Origin of the sequence: Rossellomorea aquimaris, from assembly GCF_003315075.1 — a bacterium.
Lineage (GTDB): Bacteria > Bacillota > Bacilli > Bacillales > Bacillaceae_B > Rossellomorea > Rossellomorea aquimaris_C.
In genome coordinates this window covers 269,712-289,250 of sequence record NZ_QNRJ01000001.1, presented here as the reverse complement: position 1 = coordinate 289,250, position 19,539 = coordinate 269,712, and the positions used below count along the sequence as shown (strand labels likewise).

Below are 19,539 nucleotides of genomic sequence, written 5' to 3'. Positions count from 1 at the left end.
TGAGCATACTTATTCGACTCCATTTTGGTTTATGGCATTTTTCAAATCGTCCACATGTCTTAATATGTAGTCAGGCTTTTCTCTTTGTGGACATTCATACTCATACCTGTTTATCCAAAGAGTATCTAAGCCTAGTGATTTTGCCCCTAAGATGTCTGTGAAATAATTATCTCCTATAAATAGGGTTTTATCAGCAGTACTCCCGAAAATATTCAGTGCGTGTTGGAAAATTTCTTTATTTGGCTTCGGGAATCCAATTTTTTCAGAGACAATAACAGACTTTTCTGGAAATATACTGCATAGTCCAAGACGGTCCACCTTCTCAAAGGCATTAAACACAGTTCCATTTGTGACTATTCCCAACCCCACACTTTTACTCAATTCAAACAAGAATTCGTTCAACTTCTGATAAGGTCTGATACGCTCAAGGTAAGACGATTGAAATGTTTTCACGAATTTGAGAGAGAGATCCTTCTCCGCTGAAACGTTCAATTCCTTTAGAGCGTTATTAATTCTTAAAAATGAGAATTCATGAAAATTTAACTCGTTGGATGAAAACCTCGGCCATAAAAGGTGATTATGCTTTGTAAAGGTTTGGATGAATTCAGAGTGGCCGATCTCCCTTAAGGAATGAAATTGATGGATCGTATCTACTAATCCATTTTCATAAGCCTCTGAGTGATCAAACAAAGTATCATCGAGGTCAAACAAAAATAAATCATATTGTTCAAGATTTAGATGTTCCATACTAGTACACTTCCCTTACATTGTTTCAGTAAATTCTTCTTTTTCTTTTCTACGACCAATGCTATACCCAATCACCAAGCCAATAATTAGTATGAATAGATAATCCGTTTCAAATCCATTGGTGAAAAATCCGGTGATTCCCCAACCTAAAAGGGCACCGACAATTACGAAAAAAAGTGATTTCATAGGTATGCGCCTTCCTCTCTAATAGAATCCAATCATAGTAAGCAGCCCCACTCCAATGACGGTTGTCAAACCACCTGTTACGATGGCAATGAATAATATTCGTTTTTGTTTCGTTTCATACCAGATACTACATGCAACCACAAGGGTGAGGATTATTCCAAAGAACACTGCAGAGTAAGGGTTGGAAGGTGCTAATAAGTCATTCCAATTTAACCAGCTCATCTTGTCATCTCCTTAAATACTAATTTTGTTTTCCTTTAACACTAATGTTCAGGTGGTTTGTGATTTCGATCAGAATAAGCGGACTGCTTCCTGGTCCACGGTTAGCAACATGCTGAGTGTGATTTCACAAAAAGGAGAAGAATTTCAGGTATTGGGTGAAGTCTTCTTTGGTGTAGGTGAGCCGAAATGGGGTCCCAATGAAGATACGCTTGTTTACATTGCCGGGCGGTGGAAAGTCGATCACAGATGAGAATCGACACGTTTGGCTTGCTGAATAAGACGGTAACAACCCGGGGAAATGGCTTGAAAATGTCAGTGCCATCTCCATTTATAAGTAACGTTAAACATTTTTAGTTACTGGAGTGTGAGAGGTTTCTCTTATGTTCTCCACACCATGCTTTTCTAACAGTGTTAGAATTCGATCCAATTGGACCTGATTTCTAACCACTACAAATTGAGGCTGGAACCATTTATTTTTGACTTTCACTTCTAACTTAAAGCCGTAATTGATTTTGTCATCTAGGCCGTAAAGTTCGTGCCACTTAATGATTTTTTCTACTTCATACCCTTTAACCCTGCCCCACGGCACATAATAGCCGTTCAGTATTAGACCTTCAGCTAACAAATAAAAATTCCCACGGTGTTTAATTGAACTAATCAGGATGAAAAAGAGATGTATAATACTGAAAATAGATTGATGAAGCATCTCGGTCCAGTATACAACCGCTAATAAAGCAGTTAACAGGGTAATGACACCGACCGTACCCCATTTCACCCACTGATATGATTTTGTTCCCTTTGTTAAAGGCTGCATCACCTTGAACTCGCTTGGAATCACAATGCTGTTCATATCTTCTTCACTGGCTGGATACAGGCAATTGCCTGCTATTTCAGCGGCATATTTTAGGTTTAATCGAAAACGTATGAGATAAACGATTCCGATGATGAAGAAAACGATGAAGAATAAGTTAATCCACATTGTGAAGAACCCCCTTTGAAGTGAACGTGGGAAGAGTTAAGATTAGTGTTTTTTGACATCTTCCTATCCTTTTTTACGATTATATATAAAATAAGGTTTCATTTTCTTTCATTAATATTGACTTCGCACTTTCAGGATGAAACGATTTTGTTTTGCTTCGAAAAATCCTCTTTCTTCGATGGATTGATGAATTCTGAACAATGATTCATGATATTTTTCCACACTGAAATCAGGGACTTGCCAAGGAATGGCTTTCAAGTAATAGACTAATGCCCCAATATCATAAAATCGTTGGGATGAAAATTCTTCCTTAGAAAAAAGAATTTCAAAACCCTCTTCTCTCAATTGCTTATGGGCATATTCCAGGTTCCAATGCAGAAACTCTTCATTGATCGGAGCGTCGAGAGCCCTATTGATATCATTGCAGTCCTCACCACCCACCTGTTGAGTCAGAAAGATGCCTCCTGGAGATAATATCCGATTCACTTCTCCAGGAGAATAGGATTCGTGTTTGTTGATGATCAAGTCGAATTGGCTTGTTTCAAATGGAAGGTTTTCGTCCCCGTCCATACCTTCTACTCTAACGCCTAATGGCTCCAGGCATTTCTTGGCCAAAGGAAGGTTAGGGGCGTATCCTTCTGTTGCACAAACAGATGGTGGAAAGGGCTGTAGTTTAGAAAGCAGCTCTCCTCCCCCCGTACCCATATCGAGCATTGAGTTCGCATTCCGTATCAGTGGAATGACCATACTTCCATACGACCAGGAAATCATTCCAGATCCCATACGGCCGGTTTCGGTGACGAAGGAAAAATCCCATCCAGAGAAATGTTTTTCCACATCATTTAATAAACTTTCAAATAATGAAACGGTCATAGTGTTGCCCCCTTAAAAGATATAAACTTACATAATATTTTAGTAATCTTATGTATCTCTTATAGTTACTATTTTCCATTATACCGAAAAAAGCCCATGATTTGGAATTTAATTAGCTCTGATTACATAGTTACCATCTTTCACTTTGAAAATATCCTAGTAATATTTACTATATGTTGATTTTATGGGATTATCGGAAAGGTGGTAACAACTACCTGTTTCAAAATTAACAGAATTATATTTCAATAGAACTATGAAAACTTTAAAACTTTTATCTATCTTATTGTTGTCTGTCACTTTTGTCATTGGTTTTGGTCAAGCTTCTCAGGTTTCCGCAGCAGGTACGTATACTGTGAGCTATGGAGACACAATGTGGAAGATTGCCGTAAAGCATCAGGTTGGTGTATCAGAGTTGATATCGGCGAACCCGAATGTCAGCAACCCGAATATGATTTATCCTGGACAAACCCTTAACATACCAGGAGCAAACCACACTGCTGAAAGTTATACATACGAAGTGGTGAAGCTGCTAAACCAGGAACGATCAAAAGTTGGTTTACCTCCACTGAAGGAAAATTGGGAATTATCACGTGTGGCACGTTACAAGTCAGAAGACATGATTGCGAAGAACTATTTCAGCCACACATCCCCAACTTACGGTTCTCCTTTCCAAATGATGAAGGATTTCGGAATTTCCTATCAAGCAGCAGGTGAAAACATTGCCGCAGGGCAAAGGACACCTGCTGAAGTAGTGGAAGCATGGATGAACAGCGAAGGACACAGAAAAAATATCCTTTCTCCGACATATACAGAAATCGGAATAGGTTATGTGAAGGGTGGGTCGTACGGTCATTATTGGACGCAAATGTTTATAAAGAGATAAAGCAAGGAGACCCTCGATAGTCGAGGGTCTCTCTCTATTTTTTACAACTTTTCAGCAGAGCAATACGATGAAGTTCTCACAGATAAAATTAATAGATTTCCTGAACGACTTCTAAAATAACTGTGAAACGTGTGTCCCCTAATGGAATGACATTTTGAATGAAAACATTGTGAGAGCCCGTTTCAGTTCTTTTGGTATCAACAAGGTTTTGTAAGGTTGCTGATAATGAATCAGTAACCTCAATATCGATAAAAAATTGTTCTTTCATTCTTTTTCCTCCTCTATTCTTACTTCTATATGCTCTCATACGAATTTAAAGGGAATATAGTTTCATTTTTAAAAGAAATAAAAAAGAGCCAACCGCAGTCGACTCTTTCTTACTATTAGAAAGTTTGTGCTAAATCCTTTGCTCTTGCAATCGCATTTGCTTTGATTTCTTCAGCTTTGTCAGGCATTGCTGCATGTCCTTCAACGAATAAGCCTTCGAATGAAGGAACTCCATAGAATTGCATCATCACATCAAGATAGCGGTGCCCCATTTCCATTGCTGCAGCTGGGCCTTCAGAGTAAATGCCTCCGCGAGCTTGAATATGAAGAGCTTTTTTGTCAGTTAATAGCCCAACAGGTCCCTGTTCTGTATATTTAAATGCCTTCCCGGCAACGGACACTGAATCAATATATGCCTTCATTGCTGGAGGGAAGGAGAAGTTCCAGAATGGAGTAACGAAGATATATTTATCAGCTTCAACAAATTGATCTGATAATTCACCAAGTCGGCCAACTTTTGCCTGTTCTTCTTGTGAAAGCTCTTCAAATCCTTGCCCGGATTGCAATTTTCCCCAGCCACTGAATACGTCAGCGTCAATTTGTGGAATGTTTTCTTTGTATAAGTCTACATTCACAACTTCGTGAGTTGGATTTGACACTTTATATGTGTCAATAAATGCTTTTCCTACTGCCATGCTGTAGGATTGTGTATCATCATGCGGATGTGCTGTAATGTATAAAACCTTTGTCATGTTGAATCGTCCCTTTCTGATTGTGAATTTCTTCATCCAGTTCAATGATACCAACTTGATTGCCTCGAACTGAAATATTTTTAATTCGAGATTAATATTATAGGATATTTTCTTTAATATCAAATATAAAGCTTCAACATAAAAAAAATAAGGAATTAGTCATAGAAATTAGACTAATTCCTCCTTATTATCCTCATTAAGGATTGGGATATGTTTTTTGAAGAAAGTTCACAGATTGATTAATCAACTGTTTCAACACGTCTTGATCGATATCTGCTACTTTGTTTATGTACACGCAAGCTTTTCCTGTTGTATGTTTACCGAATGAATCCAATACCTTTTCCCTCTCTGGGTCCCCTGGGGCAAAATATAGACTTGTTTTCGCTTTCCTCGGTGAAAATCCGACTAACGGTGCATCCCCTTCGTGCCCGGTTTTATATTTGTAATGATAAGAACCGAACCCGATAATACTCGGTCCCCACATTTTCGCTTCAAACCCGGTCGTCTCTGTGAAAATATCCAATAGTTTATAGGCATCCTCGCGTTTTTTTTCGTTCTCTACTGCTTCGATAAATTCAATTACACTGCTGTCATTTTGTTTTGTTTTCAATTCATACATCCGACTGCCCCTTTCTGATTCTCACATTTTATTCTACCCACATATTTCTCTATTTTACAGCTCGATTCCTGCATCCATCGTTAAGTTAAGAATTTAATATAAACGGAATTGGTTAACACCAAATAATTGAAACCATATCAATATAAAATCGTAAATATACTATCTATAAACTGAGTGGAGGAAAGTGCATGGGAATCCTGATTGGGATTCAACTAATTGTTATAGTTCTTTTTTCATTATTAGGATGGGCGATTCGAGTAAAAAAAAATTATTGGCTGATTTCGGGATATGTGACACGAAATAAGAAAGAACAAGAAGAGTTGATTAAAAATGGCTATCCTCATAAGACCGGGTCGTTAATGATTTATACTGCGGTCGGAATGCTTATCCTTCTTCCCCTTGTTTTCACCTCTTTTCCATTTGTAATAGAAGTTCAATTTGGCTTTATGCTTGTCTTTTTAATGGGTGGTTTCATATATCTTTCCAAATTTGAGGTTTCAGGGAAAAGGAAAAGAAGTTTTTGGATTAGTTCTACATTGTTTGTGGTTGTTTTAGGATTTGTGAGTGTGCTCACTTTTCTCGGGTATGAAAAATATGATCTGATTGTTAAAGATGAGGAATTTGAAGTCACTGGTTTGTATGGAGAAGTGTGGCCGCTTGAAGAGGTTGAAGAGGTTGAGTTAATGCAAGATATGCCTGAAGTCACCTGGAAAATTAACGGATTCGGTCTTTCCACCATGTTAACGGATTCGGTCTTTCCACCATGTCTAAAGGACAATTCAAAGTGAAAGGTTATGGGAAAAGCTTGTTGTTTATACACAAGGAAGCTCCTTTTATTTATATCCGGGTGAATGATCAACATATCTTTTTGAATGGTGGAAACCCTGGGGAAACCAAGGAGTGGTATGAAGAGTTGAGTGAAAACATTGACTAGGTAACGGGACATAAAATCTCGCCACTTCACCCCGAGATCCAAATTCATTGACAACTCTCCACCCATCGATTATGATAGTCTCATAATTTAATATTCTCCTAAAGGGGAGTAGCTGTAACAGTAAAGTCGTCATTACAGAGTGTTTCACTCTCGGCTTTATTGACAACCATGTTGTTAGCGAGACCTTTACCAGTTGGTGAAGGTTTATATATGTCTAAAAAGACCTTTACCAATTCCGGTAAAGGTCTTTTTCTATATCACTCTATTTTGAAAGGAAGTAATCGACAATGAAAAAATTAAAAACAAACCTCTCTCAACTAATAGAACAAAACAAAAATGAAATATTAAACAATAAAAATGAGATGAACAGAATCGAAGCTAAAATAGATAATAAATATACTTCAACAAAAAAGGAGAATGCCTAATGATTTTACGTAAATATATGTCCCTCTTTGGTATAGGCTCTGCCAAGATTGATCTGGTTTTACCTAAAAACTCGTTCAAGCAAGGAGAACTTTTACAAGGATACTTCTTTTTAGAAGGGGGTATTATCGAACAAAAGCTGAGGCGGGTGGAATGTGACTTGGTGATGCTTGATAATAATGGAAAGGAAGAAAAAATCATTGATTCAACTACCGTTTTAAAATCTGATAGCATTAAGGCAGAGGAACGAAACAAATTATCCTTCACCTACCGGATTCCTAAATCTCTGCCATACTCTGAAGAAAACGGGGTTCGCTACCTTTTTAAAACAAAACTGACGTTCGATCAGGGCGTAGAAAGCCTGGATGAGGATTACATTACAATCGATTGAAGCCAGGCTCCTTATTGGGGAGCCTGGCTTCATATGTATTAATTATTTATTCTTGATTTCCTCGAGAAGCTTAATCATTCTTTCGTTTTGCTCAATCATGGTTTGATTTTGCTTTCTGAATTTGGTGAAATCAAATGAAAAGATTAATAGAAAAATGGCTAAAAAGATAACCACTCTATGACCTCCCCTATCTTCTTGGTTTATAGTAAACAATCTCCGGGTCCCCCGGGTCCAGGTTTTCGATCTTTCCACTTTGAGAATAACCGTTTACTTGAAAGGTTTTTTGCATATTCCGATTTGATTGATTAGTGGACGAGAATATTTTATCTGACGGAGAAATTTCTTCAACATGTTTCAATAGTAAAGAGGCATTGCCCTTCCTTCTTTCCTCTGGTGAAACAATGATGAGAGAGACAAAAGTGTTTCCGAAAAAGTGGTTGTTGAATATTAGAAACCCGGCAGTAGTCTCCCTCTCTCTAACGACTAAACATCTCTTTTCCAGTATCGCCTCCTTGATATGCCCGTGTCTGTTTTCGTTTCCAATCACTTGACAATCAATTTGTACAAGAGATTCCAAATCGTCTATTTGTGCATATCTTACGATTCTCATAGCGCTCCTACTTTCTTCTCTTTAAAAATATGGACAGGAATACGATGATCAGGATTAGTACAATCATTCCAATGATTAGTATTCCGGCGTTTCCTATTGAAAAATAACTGTCATCATAACGGTATATTTCATTTGATGCAGTCAAATTGCATGTCCTTCTTTTCATAGAAAAAGGCACCGGATTGGAGTGGTGCCCTTTGTTTGAACTTAAAGAGTCTTAGACATTAAGACATTAGTCACTTCGAACCCTGTATTCTGGTACAAGGAAAGAGCCACTTTGTTATGACCAAAAACATGCAGGGATATTTTTGATATATCTTTTTCCCTTGCAAATGAGTCCAGGGACTTTAAGGCTTCTTTTCCATATCCCTTCCCTCTTTTGCTTTCATGAATCTTAATATCATAGATGAATGCTTCTTTACCGTCCTCTTGTACGTTAATCCATAAAGTCCCTACGTCTTCTTGGTTTTTATCATCCAATAAAGTAAATAAATAATGATCCTTTGACTCCAGTCCATCCGGGAGTAATTGATTAAATTCGTTTTCAGCCTGCTCTAATGAAGTTTCTTTTTGGAAGTTACCGGCTTTCGTCTTTTCCTCTGCGTACTCTTTAATGGATTCTTGAATCCATAGAGTATATTCGCAGTCTTGCATTGGTTGTAATCGAATCATTGAATGAGTGCCTCCTCTTTTTTTTCTATTTCCAGCGGTTCCTGATTTCACTCACTACAGTCTCAGGACGGTCCCAATGCAGTAGATGAGTGGTTTCGGGAATCGACTTTACCTCACCCCTGGTTTTTTCCTTGAAAATGGCCGCGGTCTTATTTCGGCTTTCCTCCATGCTTTGAGGAAGAGTAGCTTTTAATAATAAAATGGAACTGTCCAGCATATGATAGATGTCCTCTGTTTCATCCTTGTGCATGGCCCTTATGATGTGACCGGCAGTACTACCACGTGCATGCCAATAATATCGGTTATCTTTATAAAGACATAGATCTTTCGCAGCCTCCATCTTAATGGGGTTCCAGTTTAATGTTTCACTTTTGACGAGGGCCAGGAAGTCTTCCCATGATTCCCAAACCTGTTCAAAGTCTTTGTTATAAAAATCGACTTCCTCTTCTACGGTTTGGTTCGAATGACGTTTCCCCTGGTAGCCTCCATCAATTAATATGATATCGCGTACCCTTTTGGGGTATTTTGCAGCGTAGTAAAGAGCGACAAAGCTCCCCCATGAATGAGATAAGAAGTAAAAAGAATCTATTTCAAGAAGTTCAATTACTTCATTTATCCAATCTGCCATTTTAGCCATTTCATAGTCTTCACCTTTATCAAAAGGAGGGGTTTTACCATGGCCAGGTGCATCAATTGAAATGATCCTGTAATCCTCTTTTAATTCCTCTGCCGCTTCCATAAAACTGAGACTGGTACTTCCAAGTCCATGCAGGCAAAAGATTACGGGATCAGTAGTGGCTCCCCATTCTGTAATATGAATGTCCAGGTTCCGGTGCTGAATAAAATAACGCTTCAAAGGTGTTCATCTCCTATGTGTTGCGAATGTCGTCACGAACAAAAAAACAGAAGGAAGCGAGTTATTCGCCTCCTCCTCCACCTCCACAATCCCCACCGCCAAACCCGGTGTCGCAGCTGCCTGCTGAATCATGCCCTCCGTCATAAGGACCATAATAGCCCCCATCCCCACTTCTGTAGGCTCTCTTTGATGAATCGGAAAGATTTAAAGCAATGATTGTAAAGACAATTGGGATTAGTATAATGAATAATATTCCTGTCAAGTTCATCACCTCTTGCTATTGTATACGGTTTTGATTTACAGAAGGTTTCAGATTATTTAGAATTGATTCGGGGTGGACTTTGAATGAACAAATGGGAACAGCGTTTATCCAGCTCAGATAAAAAAAGCTCCTTTTCCCGAGGTGATATCTTAACACTCCCCCATAACCCGGTTCGGTAATAGATCTCAAGGGCATCCCTGGAAGACAGGATTCTGTATCCAGTGGAAATATCCCGGGTAGCTCTCACTCTGGTAAGATCACCATAGAAAATTCGGCTCCTGAACGGACCTCCTTTTATATATAGGTAGTCTTCGCACAATTCATAATGCTGAAAGAATCCTGTCCATATTATGATGCCTGCTGAAAAAGCGTATAAGCTTACCACGACTATGATATTTAATATGGAGGGACGACCTATTAAAATAAGTGGAATCAAATATACAATAGAGATAAGAAGCAACGATATGGAAATCACAGAAATAAAAAATCGATCAACCTTAGAACGAAATTTCATTATATGTTCATCTCCTTATTTACTGTTTTTTGAGTTTCAGCATGTTTGGAATGTCCAAATTGGTTCACCCAGGGAATCCAAAGATTATACGAATATGCCAGAATTAATCTGATTACCGGCATAGAATGTACTATTCTTCTAGTTTACCATTATCATCCAATACTTTCACGCGATAGTAAAGTATTTTATCAGAAAGCAACATCCCTCCTCATAGAAATTCTTTGTGAAGGGATGTTGCTTTTATTAAGAGGAAGCCGTTACACTCTCATCTGCCAATCCTACTTCCTCTGGATTAAGCTTTGAGGTGTGTGGAAGGGAACGTAAAGTTTTGTTTAAGATCCATACGAGGGAAATAAATAAAATCCCACCAGCACTCCCGATATAGACAGACGTGCTACTGAATATTTCAGCAAGATAGCCGCCAATAAGGGATCCGAACGGCATGGCCATTGCCCCTAAAGATGATGTGACAGAGAAAATCCTTCCAAGCAGATGCTGTGGAACGATTGATTGAAGAGCGGCCCCTATGATGACATTGGTGGCACCAATGGGAATCCATGATAAGCCGAATAATATAATGCTTAAGCTATTGATAGGAATAAAACCTGAAATCATCCAAGTAGTGCCACCCAAGAAGAATAATACAATCGTAAGCTTTCCTAATGGATAGCGCTCAAACCAGGTTGCTCCAATGGCTCCGATCAATGCACCTCCTGAAATGGCTGCTAAATATAGACCATATAATTCTGAGCCACCTCTGTCATCAGCAAATGCCGGCAAAATGGCATAGATGGACCCGATGGCAAAATTTGCTACGATTGAACCCAATAAAAATTTTGCGAGATGGGATTTGAATACGATTGAAAAACCTTCTATTAGATCTTTCTTGTATTCTGCAAAGGCTACGCCTACAGTTTGTTTTTCTTTTGATTTCGTTTCGGATTTCATTTTGAGAAGACTGAACAAAATGGCTGCTGCAATAAACGTGACAACGTCGATCATATAGAGTGTAATGGCGCCAACTATGGTGATGAAGATTCCGGCAAGGGCATTGAAGGCAAGATCCACCCCCTGAAAGGCAAAGGAAAACAGGGAATTACTTTTGACAAGTTGATCTTTTCTAACGATTCGTGGAAGGATGGCTGCCTGCCCAGGGTAGGTGAATTGGTTAAGAGCAGAAATGATCGGCATGAGGATGAGTATGAACGAAACAGTTAAAAACCCCATAAAATGTGCCAATGGTATTAACATTACCAGGATTGCTTGAATGATTTGGGTTCTGACCAGCATTTTCTGAATCGGCCATTTATCAACCAGAGGACCTACAAGAAACTGTAATGTTCCGGGCAATAAGGTAAGGAATCCGGCTAACCCTGTGTAAAAGACACTTCCTCCCAGCTCATAAACAAGCCACATGGCAGCCACATAATAGATACTATCCCCCATATTCGTCACCAATCTCCCAAAGAACAATGGGGCAAAATTACGGTTTTTCATTAATAATTCTTTCATACTAATTCTCTCCTTCAGACTGTAAATTTTTTTTAACCGTCTAAGCAAAAAAAATATTCCTAATCAGTAAAATAAATTTTACCGTTAGTCTAAAAAAAACCATTAACGGTCTTTTTCTTCTTTCATTACTCTCTTTTCATACTCAGATTCATCAACTTGGAATCCAAAAGCTGTGAGATAATAATAGTTGGCGTCAGGATTCGATTTATTATCTTTTGCGATGTTTTGATATTCTTTTATTAGTTTTAAATATCCATCAATAAACGACTTGAATTGTTCTTCTGTCACTTTTAGTTCTAAGGAAGTAGCAAGAATATTCCATTCAGACGGATCTTCGGGGCCGGCATGCTCAAAGGCTTCTGGTGGTGCTGATAATACTCTTGCCATTGTTCTGTCAAGCATTCCATACATCAAATGCCTCTTCGTTTCTGTAATTTCTTCTTTATGCGGAAGCATGCTTGAATCTGGATAAAAACCACTGGCAACGGACTGATAAAATTTTTGGACGATACCGTTCTTTTCTTCCGTTTTAACAATTTCAATCAAACCGAGCTTCTCTAATTCTTTTAAATGATAATGAATGCGAGCTCTGGAGAGATCGAGAATTTCTGATAACTGTTGACCGGTATAGGGCTTTTCAACTAAACGAATCATAAGTTTGACTCGAAACGGATCGCTGAGTGCTTTGAGTTGATCATATTCTTTAATGATGAACATTGGTTTCATTTTGTATCACCTGTTATGTGGATTCACACGGTAAAATTATTTTTACCGTGTGAATGAATTTTAACATCAATTGGTTATTTTATGCAATAGTTATTTTGCCTAATTTTCAAATTAATTGAATTTTTTATGTTTGGGAAACGTACTTTTAGCCGGACAGACTCAACTGAATTTTTAGTGCTGGATTCGTGATTACTAATTCATTCAGGAGTTCTTAATTGCAACTTATAAAAAGTATAAGTAAATCCTTCTACCTTTTAATTCGGTTCCACATGTACATGCACATCGTACACTTTATGCTTCTTCATCAATTTTTCCTCTACAACGCTTGAAATGTCATGTGCCTGTTTAATATCCAGTGTTGACCTTACTAAAATAACCACATCCACGACAGTGTTGTTACCGTAGTTTCTCGCGCGTATATCCTTAACCCCTTTTACACCCGGTATGGTTTGAATGGTCTCTTCATAGGCTTGAATCAATTGTTCATCAAATCCGTCTGTTAAATAGTGTGAAGCTTCCCGGAAAATATTCCATGCGGTTTTACAAATTAAAAGACCTACAAAAACGGCCGTCAGAGGGTCTAACCAAGGAAGATAGAATTGAGCCCCAAGAATTCCGACTACAGTTCCGATACTCACCCATGCGTCTGAAAGATTATCCTTTGCAGCAGCCATGAGGGATTGGCTGTTTATTTTTTCAGCCAATCTTTTGTTATATCGATAAACCAGGTACATGACGATAGCTGCACCCACCCCTGCCCATGCTGAAAGAAGGTCAGGTGATTGAGTTTTCCCATCAAATACAGACTGTATAGCATTATATAGTACTTGAAGCCCTACAATCATCATGATGAATGAGGCAATTAGAGACGCAACGCTTTCTGCTTTCCAGTGACCATAGGGATGATCCTGATCTGCAGGCTTTCTGGAATATTTCAGTCCAATAAGTACAGCGACAGAAGCCACAATGTCTGTCGCGTTGTTCAAGCCGTCTGCCTGCAATGCTTCTGAATGGGCCGATGTGCCAATGATAAACTTTATTATGGATAATACGATGTATGCAAGGATACTGATGATAGCTCCGCGTTCACCTAATTTTAACTGCTTATATTTTTCTTGATTCACTGGTTAAATCCTCCACACTTTAATTGTGTTTATCATATCAATCCGCATTCATGTGGGTCTATAGCAACCTTCTTTAGTTCAGCTATCTTATTGTGAACAGGTTAAAAATGTTTTGTTGAGCAAACTTTTATGAACTTATAAAAAATAGGACAGCGAGTGCTGTCCTATTTGGTCTTGGAATTGTTGTGACCTATGAATCTTTCGTTATTAATCTACAATATCCGCTGAAAAACTAGGCTTCGTTAAGCCTGCTTCTTCATAAACTGCGGCCATTTTTTCTTCAAACGCAGCGAATTGTTCATCTGATTCTGTATATTCCGCGTTTGCTTCATCCGAAAGGTTAGCAGCTCTAGTTTCATAAGATTTTGCAAGATCATCCAAAGCCCCTTGTATTTCTTCGTTTTTAGCATCAAGTGCAGCAGGAACTTCAAGAGCATGAACGTCTTCTGCTACGGTTTTAGCTGCAGCTTCTGCATCAGTTTTAAGTTTTGCAATTTCTTCATCAGAAGGTTTTTCTTCTTCCTTTGCTTTAGCAGCTTCAAAGAGATAAATAGCCGAATCATTCGCATTTACTGTGTTGATGATCTCCATTTGATAATCTAATAAAGCGCTTTTCATTTCCATCTCATCTGATTTAGTTGTTTCTTCTGTTGCTTCAGTGTTCGTTTCATTGTCTGTTTCCTCTGTACTACCTTCATCACTGCTGCAGGCAGCAATAAATAAACTCATAGATAACAAGATAAATGGTACCAATAATTTTTTCATCGATATTTCCTCCCCTTTTTTTATGAGTCACTCCAATTACATATATTACCTTAATTGATTTGATATGTAAACATATGGATATTGAATTGTATTATTTGTAAATAACTCAATTTTTGTCGGAATTCTTAGTTACCATAACATTATTATAGTCAGTTATTTCAATCTATGACCTAATTTATAGTAAGAGATAAAGAGATAACCTGATTTACATAAAAAATCTAAAACTCATTCTAAATTCACCCTATTCTCAACCTGAATGAATTAATATTAAATTTTTGGTTACGATGATTATTAACAAAAGTCATATCGGGGGTGCTTTTCTTGGTTAAAAAAGAGTGTTCATGTGAACGCTGCACATGCAAGACGAAAAAAGAATGTGATTGTCCCTGCTGTTGCGAAAAATAATACAAGCCCCTAAACTCCAACCGAGCTTAGGGGCCAATTATTTTTTACACGCTTACACTTACACCAACAATTTCATCGAAATATTGTACCGATTTCATTTCCTCGTCAATCCATTCGGTTTGTTTCCATGTATGCTCGATAAACACCTCAGCGATCATTCGCTTCCTACCTCCACCCATTGTATGGGCATCCTTAAGTGCGATGACACTTTCGAATATATTGGCCATTAACACAGCGATTCGTTTTGAATGATACGTTTGCGTGTCGATGTCCCCCAATGCTACTTTTTCCAATAATTGTTCTAGTTTTACGATACCTTCTGTAACTGGGGTGCTAAACAACAGGAGCTCTTCTGGCAAATTGGATAACTCTTCTTTCATTTTGACCAAAAAGTACTCATGAGCCCGGTGCTTATTCATTAATCTCAGTACTTCAAGTCCTAGAATATTTGCTGTTCCTTCCCACACCGTCAATACCTGGGCATCCCTAAGTAAGCGAGGCAAAACAAAATCCTCGATATAGCCATTTCCTCCGTGCATTTCAATGGCTTCGTGTGAGAAATGAATCGCTTGTTCTGCTGATTCCTTTTTCAAAATGGCAATAAGTAATCTGTTTAGGATCATTTCTTCTTCTGACGTCGGGGTATCGTCTGAAACGACACGATCAAACAGGTGGACGAGATGAAATACTGCACTTGTTTCTACCTCTTGCTTGGCTGCAAGACGAGAGAGTGTCTCTTTGATCATCGGATATTGAGTCAACGGTTGCCCAAATGCTTCCCGATAGAAGGCATAATTCCGAGCTTCCATGTAGGCTCTCCTCATAATGCCAATCGAGGCAATCGCATTACAGACACGGGATAAATTGAGGGCTTCCATCATATAGTAGATGCCCCGGTTCGGTTCTCCTACAAGATAAGCGTCTGCTCCTTCAAATTCTACTTCAGCTGACGGCACCGCTCGGACACCTAATTTATCTTTCAATCTTCGAATACGAATTCCGTTCAGTGAGCCATCATTTTTTCGCCATGGAACCGCAAATAAGCTGAGTCCCTTTGTTCCGTTGCCAGCGCCTTCTATTCGGGCAAGCACCATGGCCACTCCGCACATTCCTGAGTTAGAGGCAAAGTACTTTTCACCCCAAAGCTGATAGGAATCACCATTTTTAATCGCTTTTGTATCATTGGCGCCAACATCTGACCCTCCTTGCCGTTCCGTTAAGAATGTAGCTCCCTCAAATAATTCCACTTCACCTGTTGAGAGCACATGGGGCAGAAATCTTTTTTTCACCTGATCCGAACCATACTTTTCTAGAAGCAAAGCAGTAGCCATGGATAAAGTGACCGGGCAATAAAATCCAGGTTCTGTTTGAGATAAGAGATAGCCTTGTGCATAGGAATACACATAGTTCCCTTTGCGACCGAATGCAGGAATGTCTTTATGGATATATCCGACAATCCCCCTGTTATATGTTTGTTCAACTGTTTTCTTATAGCCCTCATTCACCCAGATTTCTGAGATTTCTTCTCCTAGTCGGTTGTATTTGATAAGCCTTGGCTGTCCTTCACGATCAGTGTGTACCGCTCGATCATCAATTTCCCCTGCACACAATTCACCGAATGCGTCCAGCTCTTGGTCAGCCCAGCCGAAAAAATCTTTGTCCAGATATTGCTTCATGAGTTCCTTGAAATGAGGGTCTTCACGATAGAAGTTTTCAATTTTTTTCATGATTTCACCTCCTGTATTTCGTCGCGCAATACTTGTTTCAAAATCTTACCTGTTGCATTACGCGGTAGTGTCGGAATTCCTTCATATAGTTTCGGGATTTTGTAGCTTGCCAGTTTTCCAGTTAGATAAGCTTTACATTCCTGGTCAAGTTTTTCTCCATCCAGGGAACTTACAACATATGCTTTTACGGTCTCCCCCCACTCTGGATGAGGGACACCGACTACTGCCACCTCAGAAATAGCTGGATGCTGGACCAATTGCTCTTCAATCTCTTTAGGATAGACATTAACGCCACCTGAAATGATCATGTCCTTCTTCCGGTCGACCACCCAGATGTATCCGTCTTCATCCACCCTCGCGAGGTCCCCAGTTTTCAGCCAACCGTTCATGTAAGTCTCTTTTGTCTTTTCCGGGTCTTTGTAATATTCTTTCATATTTCCTTCTCCGTAAAGGAGTATTTCTCCTACCTCATGGACCCCGGCCGGCTCTCCCTCTTCATTGGCGATGATGATGTCGGTCCCCAGAGCTCCTCTCTTGCCGATGCTTCCCCCTTTTTCAAGGTGTTCATCCGCGGTTAATAAAGTCCCGCTTGGGCCAGCTTCAGTTAGTCCGTATACACAATGGAGGAGGTCCGTCCCTAATTTTTCTTTAATAATATTTATCTCTTCGGATGATACGGGTGCTCCTCCGTAGACCCAGTATTTCATTGAGGTGAGGTTATGGCTCTTGATGTTTGGCATTTTGGCAGTGAATAGGTAGGCAACCGGTGCTCCGAAGAAGTGGGTAATCCGCTCTTGATCGACAAGCTTGAGCAAACTCTCTGGTGTGAAGGTTGGTGATAAGATATGGGTACTTCCCACATATGTGCCTGCAACCAGGAAAAGGTGAAGTGGTGCAGAGTGACTGAGAGGCATCATATGAAGTATTCTACTCTCTGGCTTCATTGCAAATTCAACACACATCATCGTGGATACAGTAAGTATGTTTCGATACGTGAACAGGACGCCTTTGGGCTGACCCGTAGTGCCGGATGTATAAAGGATTGTCGCTTCATCATCTTCGGTTAATCGACAATCGATTTCATCTGTTCTTCCTTCTTTTAATAAAGTTTCAAAGGATTCCCATGAATCTTGGGCATTTCCTGTTTTCACGCACAATAGGTCATCGGTTTTTAGATCCCTACAGGTCTCCCATAACCATTCGTGAACGAGAATGGCTTTCGCATCGCTGTGATCCACTATGTATTGAAGCTCTCCTTGTGTCAGTTTCGCATTGACAGGGACAATGATCGCGCCTAGCCGGAGAACGGCAAAGTAGCCGATCACAAATTCCTTCGTGTTTGGCATAAATAACACCACTTTATCTCCAAGGCCGATACCGCGATGATGTAAACTAGAAGCAAATTGATTAACTGCTTCATTAAGTTCTTGGTACGTCAACTCTTTTCCCTCTGTTACTATTGCTTGATGTGTAGGATATTTACGGGCATTTCGTGACAATAAACGTGAAATATTCACTCTGAAGTCTCCCCTGTCTCATTTAATTTTTTGATAAACTCATTCCTCAGTTCTTCCATTTCCGTTCTCATGGCTTCAAGCTCTTCAATAAAGGTTGTCACTTCCTCGATTCGTTTGGTTCCATATTCAATCGTGCGTTCTAATTGCTTCCTTCCGGTTCTGTCCTGATCAAATAATTGGATCATTTCTTTGATTTCATCCAAGGAGAAGCCGAATCGTTTTCCCCTGAATATCAATTTCAATTTCGTGATATCACTCTTCGAATAGATCCTCCTTCCTGACTCGCTCCTTGACGGTTGCAACAGATTAAGCTCCTCATAATACCTTATCGTACGTGTCGTTACGTTAAATTCCTTTGCCAGCTGAGTTATCGTGTATGTCATGGTAATCATCTCTTTGTTAGAAAATTTTGATACTTCAAGTTTACCATTGACGTTAACGTAAAGTTCAACCTGTTTTAAAAAAGTTTTTGGTTCTTTGGGAGGGGTATCATTACACATAATCTGAGTGCTGTTTTCCATATACTAGTATTAAATATTGCCGAGGTGGTGGATGAATCATGCAGAAGGTATTGTTATTTGCGGATATAGGAATCGATGATACGATTGCCTTGATCTATTCCTATCTGAGTGAAGAGATTGAACTTGTCGGGGTCGTAGCTGATTATGGAAATGTCCCCAGATCCCTTGCTGTGGCAAGTGTTCACTACCTCATGAAACTGTTGAACCTTAAAGATCAGATTCCGATTATTGGTGGAGCAGAGGTTCCGATGACTGCAGAGCAGCCTAAATTCTATCCTGAAATACACGGAGAATATGGACTTGGACCAATTAAGCCTGGTCTGTATGAAGGAATTATTGAAAATTTCTTTGAGATTATTAGATTGATTGAGAAATATGGGGATGAACTGATCATTGTAAACATTGGAAGGCTGACGTCCCTTGCGAATATGTTCATCTTATACCAGACTCTTATGAACAAAGTAAAAAAGATTTATATTATGGGGGGAGCGTTCTGGGTACCTGGAAATGTAACGGCGGTATCCGAAGCAAACTTTCATTCTGATCCAATTGCAGTTAAAATTGTTTTGACATATGCGAATAATCTTACCATCATCCCTTTAAACGTAACTGACCATGCGATTGTAACCCCTGAAATGGTTGATTACATCGAGTATAAAGGTCGATCGAAGCTTGTTAAGCCCCTGTTGGACTATTACTATGGTTTTTATAAGAAGCGAAATCCATTGATTAAAGGAAGCCCTGTACATGATGCTATCACCCTCATGTCAGCAGTTAATGATGACATGTTCAGGTTTCTAAATCTCCCCGTTCATATAGTGACTTCCAGCACTGGCATCCACCGTGGACAAAGCATTGCTGATATCAGACCGTATATTCAGTTTGAAGAAACAGCAAAAAAGCATCGGATTGCCTTTTCGTTCGAGTATGAGATGTTTTTCGCACGATTTATGAATGTGATGACCGGGGAATCATTTGAGAGAAAAAAGGAATGATCTCTTCAGAAAGAGGTCATTCCTTTTAGGATTTTATCAGGTGTTTACTTCAGGCAG

General features: G+C 39.2%; 26 protein-coding genes. 5 read left to right on the top strand and 21 right to left on the bottom strand.

The genetic code is table 11. The features are described 5' to 3' along the window. Positions 1-9: 9 nt before the first annotated feature. From DET59_RS01445 to DET59_RS01425, 5 genes are all read right to left on the bottom strand, one after another. Positions 10-747: an HAD family hydrolase gene (locus DET59_RS01445; protein ID WP_113967815.1), complete on the bottom strand. Its 738-nt coding sequence runs from the start codon at positions 745-747 to the stop codon at positions 10-12. Between the two features lie 15 nt (positions 748-762). Further along, on the bottom strand, positions 763-933 hold the full coding sequence (locus tag DET59_RS01440; protein ID WP_113967814.1) for a tRNA U-34 5-methylaminomethyl-2-thiouridine biosynthesis protein: 171 nt from the start codon (positions 931-933) through the stop codon (positions 763-765). A gap of 18 nt (positions 934-951) precedes the next feature. Continuing rightward, the gene (locus DET59_RS01435) at positions 952-1,155 is read right to left on the bottom strand and encodes a hypothetical protein (protein ID WP_113967813.1); all 204 of its coding nucleotides are present in this window, start codon (positions 1,153-1,155) and stop codon (positions 952-954) included. A 340-nt stretch (positions 1,156-1,495) separates the two neighbouring features. Next, positions 1,496-2,134 carry a hypothetical protein gene (locus DET59_RS01430; RefSeq protein WP_181778021.1) on the bottom strand — a complete coding sequence of 213 codons (639 nt, stop codon included), beginning with the start codon at positions 2,132-2,134 and terminating at the stop codon, positions 1,496-1,498. A 111-nt stretch (positions 2,135-2,245) separates the two neighbouring features. Further along, positions 2,246-3,007, bottom strand: a complete 762-nt coding sequence (locus DET59_RS01425; protein ID WP_113967812.1) for a class I SAM-dependent methyltransferase — start codon at positions 3,005-3,007, stop codon at positions 2,246-2,248. 253 nt (positions 3,008-3,260) lie between these two features. Between DET59_RS01425 and safA the strand changes: the two genes are divergently transcribed. Next, entirely contained in the window at positions 3,261-3,890 is a 630-nt protein-coding gene (gene safA, locus DET59_RS01420; RefSeq protein WP_113967811.1) for a SafA/ExsA family spore coat assembly protein, read from the top strand. Between the two features lie 88 nt (positions 3,891-3,978). Here the strand turns inward: safA and DET59_RS01415 are convergent, their stop codons facing one another. The 3 genes from DET59_RS01415 to DET59_RS01405 all read right to left on the bottom strand — a co-directional run bounded on the left by DET59_RS01415 (position 3,979) and on the right by DET59_RS01405 (position 5,528). Then, positions 3,979-4,158 (bottom strand): hypothetical protein, encoded by a 180-nt coding sequence (locus DET59_RS01415; protein WP_113967810.1) that lies wholly within the window; start codon positions 4,156-4,158, stop codon positions 3,979-3,981. 115 nt (positions 4,159-4,273) lie between these two features. After that, complete coding sequence (locus tag DET59_RS01410; RefSeq protein ID WP_113968028.1) at positions 4,274-4,909, bottom strand: FMN-dependent NADH-azoreductase; 636 nt, start codon at positions 4,907-4,909, stop codon at positions 4,274-4,276. 196 nt (positions 4,910-5,105) lie between these two features. Then, positions 5,106-5,528, bottom strand: a complete 423-nt coding sequence (locus DET59_RS01405) for a DUF1801 domain-containing protein (protein WP_113967809.1) — start codon at positions 5,526-5,528, stop codon at positions 5,106-5,108. A gap of 188 nt (positions 5,529-5,716) precedes the next feature. Here DET59_RS01405 and DET59_RS01400 point away from each other — a divergent pair, with 188 nt between their 5' ends. From DET59_RS01400 to DET59_RS01390, 3 genes are all read left to right on the top strand, one after another. Continuing rightward, the gene (locus DET59_RS01400) at positions 5,717-6,316 is read left to right on the top strand and encodes a DUF3784 domain-containing protein (RefSeq protein WP_258549530.1); all 600 of its coding nucleotides are present in this window, start codon (positions 5,717-5,719) and stop codon (positions 6,314-6,316) included. A gap of 433 nt (positions 6,317-6,749) precedes the next feature. Further along, on the top strand, positions 6,750-6,887 hold the full coding sequence (locus DET59_RS01395; RefSeq protein ID WP_113967808.1) for an FbpB family small basic protein: 138 nt from the start codon (positions 6,750-6,752) through the stop codon (positions 6,885-6,887). Then, complete coding sequence (locus DET59_RS01390; protein ID WP_113967807.1) at positions 6,887-7,276, top strand: sporulation protein; 390 nt, start codon at positions 6,887-6,889, stop codon at positions 7,274-7,276. The genes DET59_RS01395 and DET59_RS01390 overlap by 1 nt, the downstream gene beginning before the upstream one ends. A gap of 42 nt (positions 7,277-7,318) precedes the next feature. On the opposite strand, the gene DET59_RS21930 is transcribed toward DET59_RS01390, so the two are convergent. The 13 genes from DET59_RS21930 to DET59_RS01330 form a co-directional block, all read right to left on the bottom strand. After that, complete coding sequence (locus DET59_RS21930; RefSeq protein WP_258549529.1) at positions 7,319-7,450, bottom strand: hypothetical protein; 132 nt, start codon at positions 7,448-7,450, stop codon at positions 7,319-7,321. A gap of 13 nt (positions 7,451-7,463) precedes the next feature. Continuing rightward, positions 7,464-7,886: a GNAT family N-acetyltransferase gene (locus DET59_RS01385; protein WP_113967806.1), complete on the bottom strand. Its 423-nt coding sequence runs from the start codon at positions 7,884-7,886 to the stop codon at positions 7,464-7,466. Between the two features lie 207 nt (positions 7,887-8,093). Beyond that, positions 8,094-8,558 carry a GNAT family N-acetyltransferase gene (locus DET59_RS01380; protein ID WP_113967805.1) on the bottom strand — a complete coding sequence of 155 codons (465 nt, stop codon included), beginning with the start codon at positions 8,556-8,558 and terminating at the stop codon, positions 8,094-8,096. A gap of 25 nt (positions 8,559-8,583) precedes the next feature. Then, a complete protein-coding gene (locus DET59_RS01375) occupies positions 8,584-9,414 on the bottom strand; it encodes an alpha/beta fold hydrolase (protein WP_113967804.1) in 831 nt (276 codons plus the stop codon). 61 nt (positions 9,415-9,475) lie between these two features. Next, positions 9,476-9,676 (bottom strand): hypothetical protein, encoded by a 201-nt coding sequence (locus tag DET59_RS01370; protein ID WP_113967803.1) that lies wholly within the window; start codon positions 9,674-9,676, stop codon positions 9,476-9,478. A 52-nt stretch (positions 9,677-9,728) separates the two neighbouring features. After that, a complete protein-coding gene (locus DET59_RS22285) occupies positions 9,729-10,190 on the bottom strand; it encodes a PH domain-containing protein (protein WP_113967802.1) in 462 nt (153 codons plus the stop codon). 243 nt (positions 10,191-10,433) lie between these two features. Further along, a complete protein-coding gene (locus DET59_RS01360; RefSeq protein WP_113967801.1) occupies positions 10,434-11,702 on the bottom strand; it encodes an MFS transporter in 1,269 nt (422 codons plus the stop codon). A 102-nt stretch (positions 11,703-11,804) separates the two neighbouring features. Beyond that, positions 11,805-12,428 (bottom strand): ArsR/SmtB family transcription factor, encoded by a 624-nt coding sequence (locus DET59_RS01355; protein ID WP_113967800.1) that lies wholly within the window; start codon positions 12,426-12,428, stop codon positions 11,805-11,807. 254 nt (positions 12,429-12,682) lie between these two features. Beyond that, the gene (locus DET59_RS01350) at positions 12,683-13,552 is read right to left on the bottom strand and encodes a cation diffusion facilitator family transporter (protein ID WP_113967799.1); all 870 of its coding nucleotides are present in this window, start codon (positions 13,550-13,552) and stop codon (positions 12,683-12,685) included. A 207-nt stretch (positions 13,553-13,759) separates the two neighbouring features. Further along, positions 13,760-14,317, bottom strand: a complete 558-nt coding sequence (locus DET59_RS01345) for a hypothetical protein (protein WP_113967798.1) — start codon at positions 14,315-14,317, stop codon at positions 13,760-13,762. A gap of 449 nt (positions 14,318-14,766) precedes the next feature. Further along, positions 14,767-16,449 (bottom strand): acyl-CoA dehydrogenase family protein, encoded by a 1,683-nt coding sequence (locus DET59_RS01340; protein ID WP_113967797.1) that lies wholly within the window; start codon positions 16,447-16,449, stop codon positions 14,767-14,769. Next, positions 16,446-17,966 (bottom strand): class I adenylate-forming enzyme family protein, encoded by a 1,521-nt coding sequence (locus tag DET59_RS01335; protein ID WP_113967796.1) that lies wholly within the window; start codon positions 17,964-17,966, stop codon positions 16,446-16,448. The genes DET59_RS01340 and DET59_RS01335 overlap by 4 nt, the downstream gene beginning before the upstream one ends. Then, entirely contained in the window at positions 17,963-18,349 is a 387-nt protein-coding gene (locus DET59_RS01330) for a MerR family transcriptional regulator (protein ID WP_113968027.1), read from the bottom strand. Before DET59_RS01330 ends, DET59_RS01335 begins: the two co-directional genes overlap by 4 nt. A gap of 173 nt (positions 18,350-18,522) precedes the next feature. Between DET59_RS01330 and DET59_RS01325 the strand changes: the two genes are divergently transcribed. Next, entirely contained in the window at positions 18,523-19,482 is a 960-nt protein-coding gene (locus DET59_RS01325; RefSeq protein WP_113967795.1) for a nucleoside hydrolase, read from the top strand. Positions 19,483-19,539 lie beyond the last annotated feature (57 nt).

Coding starts and splice junctions, on each gene's coding strand:
- DET59_RS01445 (WP_113967815.1), bottom strand. CDS start 747: ATGGAACATCTAAATCTTGAACAATATGATTTATTTTTGTTTGACCTC.
- DET59_RS01440 (WP_113967814.1), bottom strand. CDS start 933: ATGAAATCACTTTTTTTCGTAATTGTCGGTGCCCTTTTAGGTTGGGGA.
- DET59_RS01435 (WP_113967813.1), bottom strand. CDS start 1,155: ATGAGCTGGTTAAATTGGAATGACTTATTAGCACCTTCCAACCCTTAC.
- DET59_RS01430 (WP_181778021.1), bottom strand. CDS start 2,134: ATGTGGATTAACTTATTCTTCATCGTTTTCTTCATCATCGGAATCGTT.
- DET59_RS01425 (WP_113967812.1), bottom strand. CDS start 3,007: ATGACCGTTTCATTATTTGAAAGTTTATTAAATGATGTGGAAAAACAT.
- safA (WP_113967811.1), top strand. CDS start 3,261: ATGAAAACTTTAAAACTTTTATCTATCTTATTGTTGTCTGTCACTTTT.
- DET59_RS01415 (WP_113967810.1), bottom strand. CDS start 4,158: ATGAAAGAACAATTTTTTATCGATATTGAGGTTACTGATTCATTATCA.
- DET59_RS01410 (WP_113968028.1), bottom strand. CDS start 4,909: ATGACAAAGGTTTTATACATTACAGCACATCCGCATGATGATACACAA.
- DET59_RS01405 (WP_113967809.1), bottom strand. CDS start 5,528: ATGTATGAATTGAAAACAAAACAAAATGACAGCAGTGTAATTGAATTT.
- DET59_RS01400 (WP_258549530.1), top strand. CDS start 5,717: ATGGGAATCCTGATTGGGATTCAACTAATTGTTATAGTTCTTTTTTCA.
- DET59_RS01395 (WP_113967808.1), top strand. CDS start 6,750: ATGAAAAAATTAAAAACAAACCTCTCTCAACTAATAGAACAAAACAAA.
- DET59_RS01390 (WP_113967807.1), top strand. CDS start 6,887: ATGATTTTACGTAAATATATGTCCCTCTTTGGTATAGGCTCTGCCAAG.
- DET59_RS01385 (WP_113967806.1), bottom strand. CDS start 7,886: ATGAGAATCGTAAGATATGCACAAATAGACGATTTGGAATCTCTTGTA.
- DET59_RS01380 (WP_113967805.1), bottom strand. CDS start 8,558: ATGATTCGATTACAACCAATGCAAGACTGCGAATATACTCTATGGATT.
- DET59_RS22285 (WP_113967802.1), bottom strand. CDS start 10,190: ATGAAATTTCGTTCTAAGGTTGATCGATTTTTTATTTCTGTGATTTCC.
- DET59_RS01360 (WP_113967801.1), bottom strand. CDS start 11,702: ATGAAAGAATTATTAATGAAAAACCGTAATTTTGCCCCATTGTTCTTT.
- DET59_RS01355 (WP_113967800.1), bottom strand. CDS start 12,428: ATGAAACCAATGTTCATCATTAAAGAATATGATCAACTCAAAGCACTC.
- DET59_RS01345 (WP_113967798.1), bottom strand. CDS start 14,317: ATGAAAAAATTATTGGTACCATTTATCTTGTTATCTATGAGTTTATTT.
- DET59_RS01340 (WP_113967797.1), bottom strand. CDS start 16,449: ATGAAAAAAATTGAAAACTTCTATCGTGAAGACCCTCATTTCAAGGAA.
- DET59_RS01330 (WP_113968027.1), bottom strand. CDS start 18,349: ATGACATACACGATAACTCAGCTGGCAAAGGAATTTAACGTAACGACA.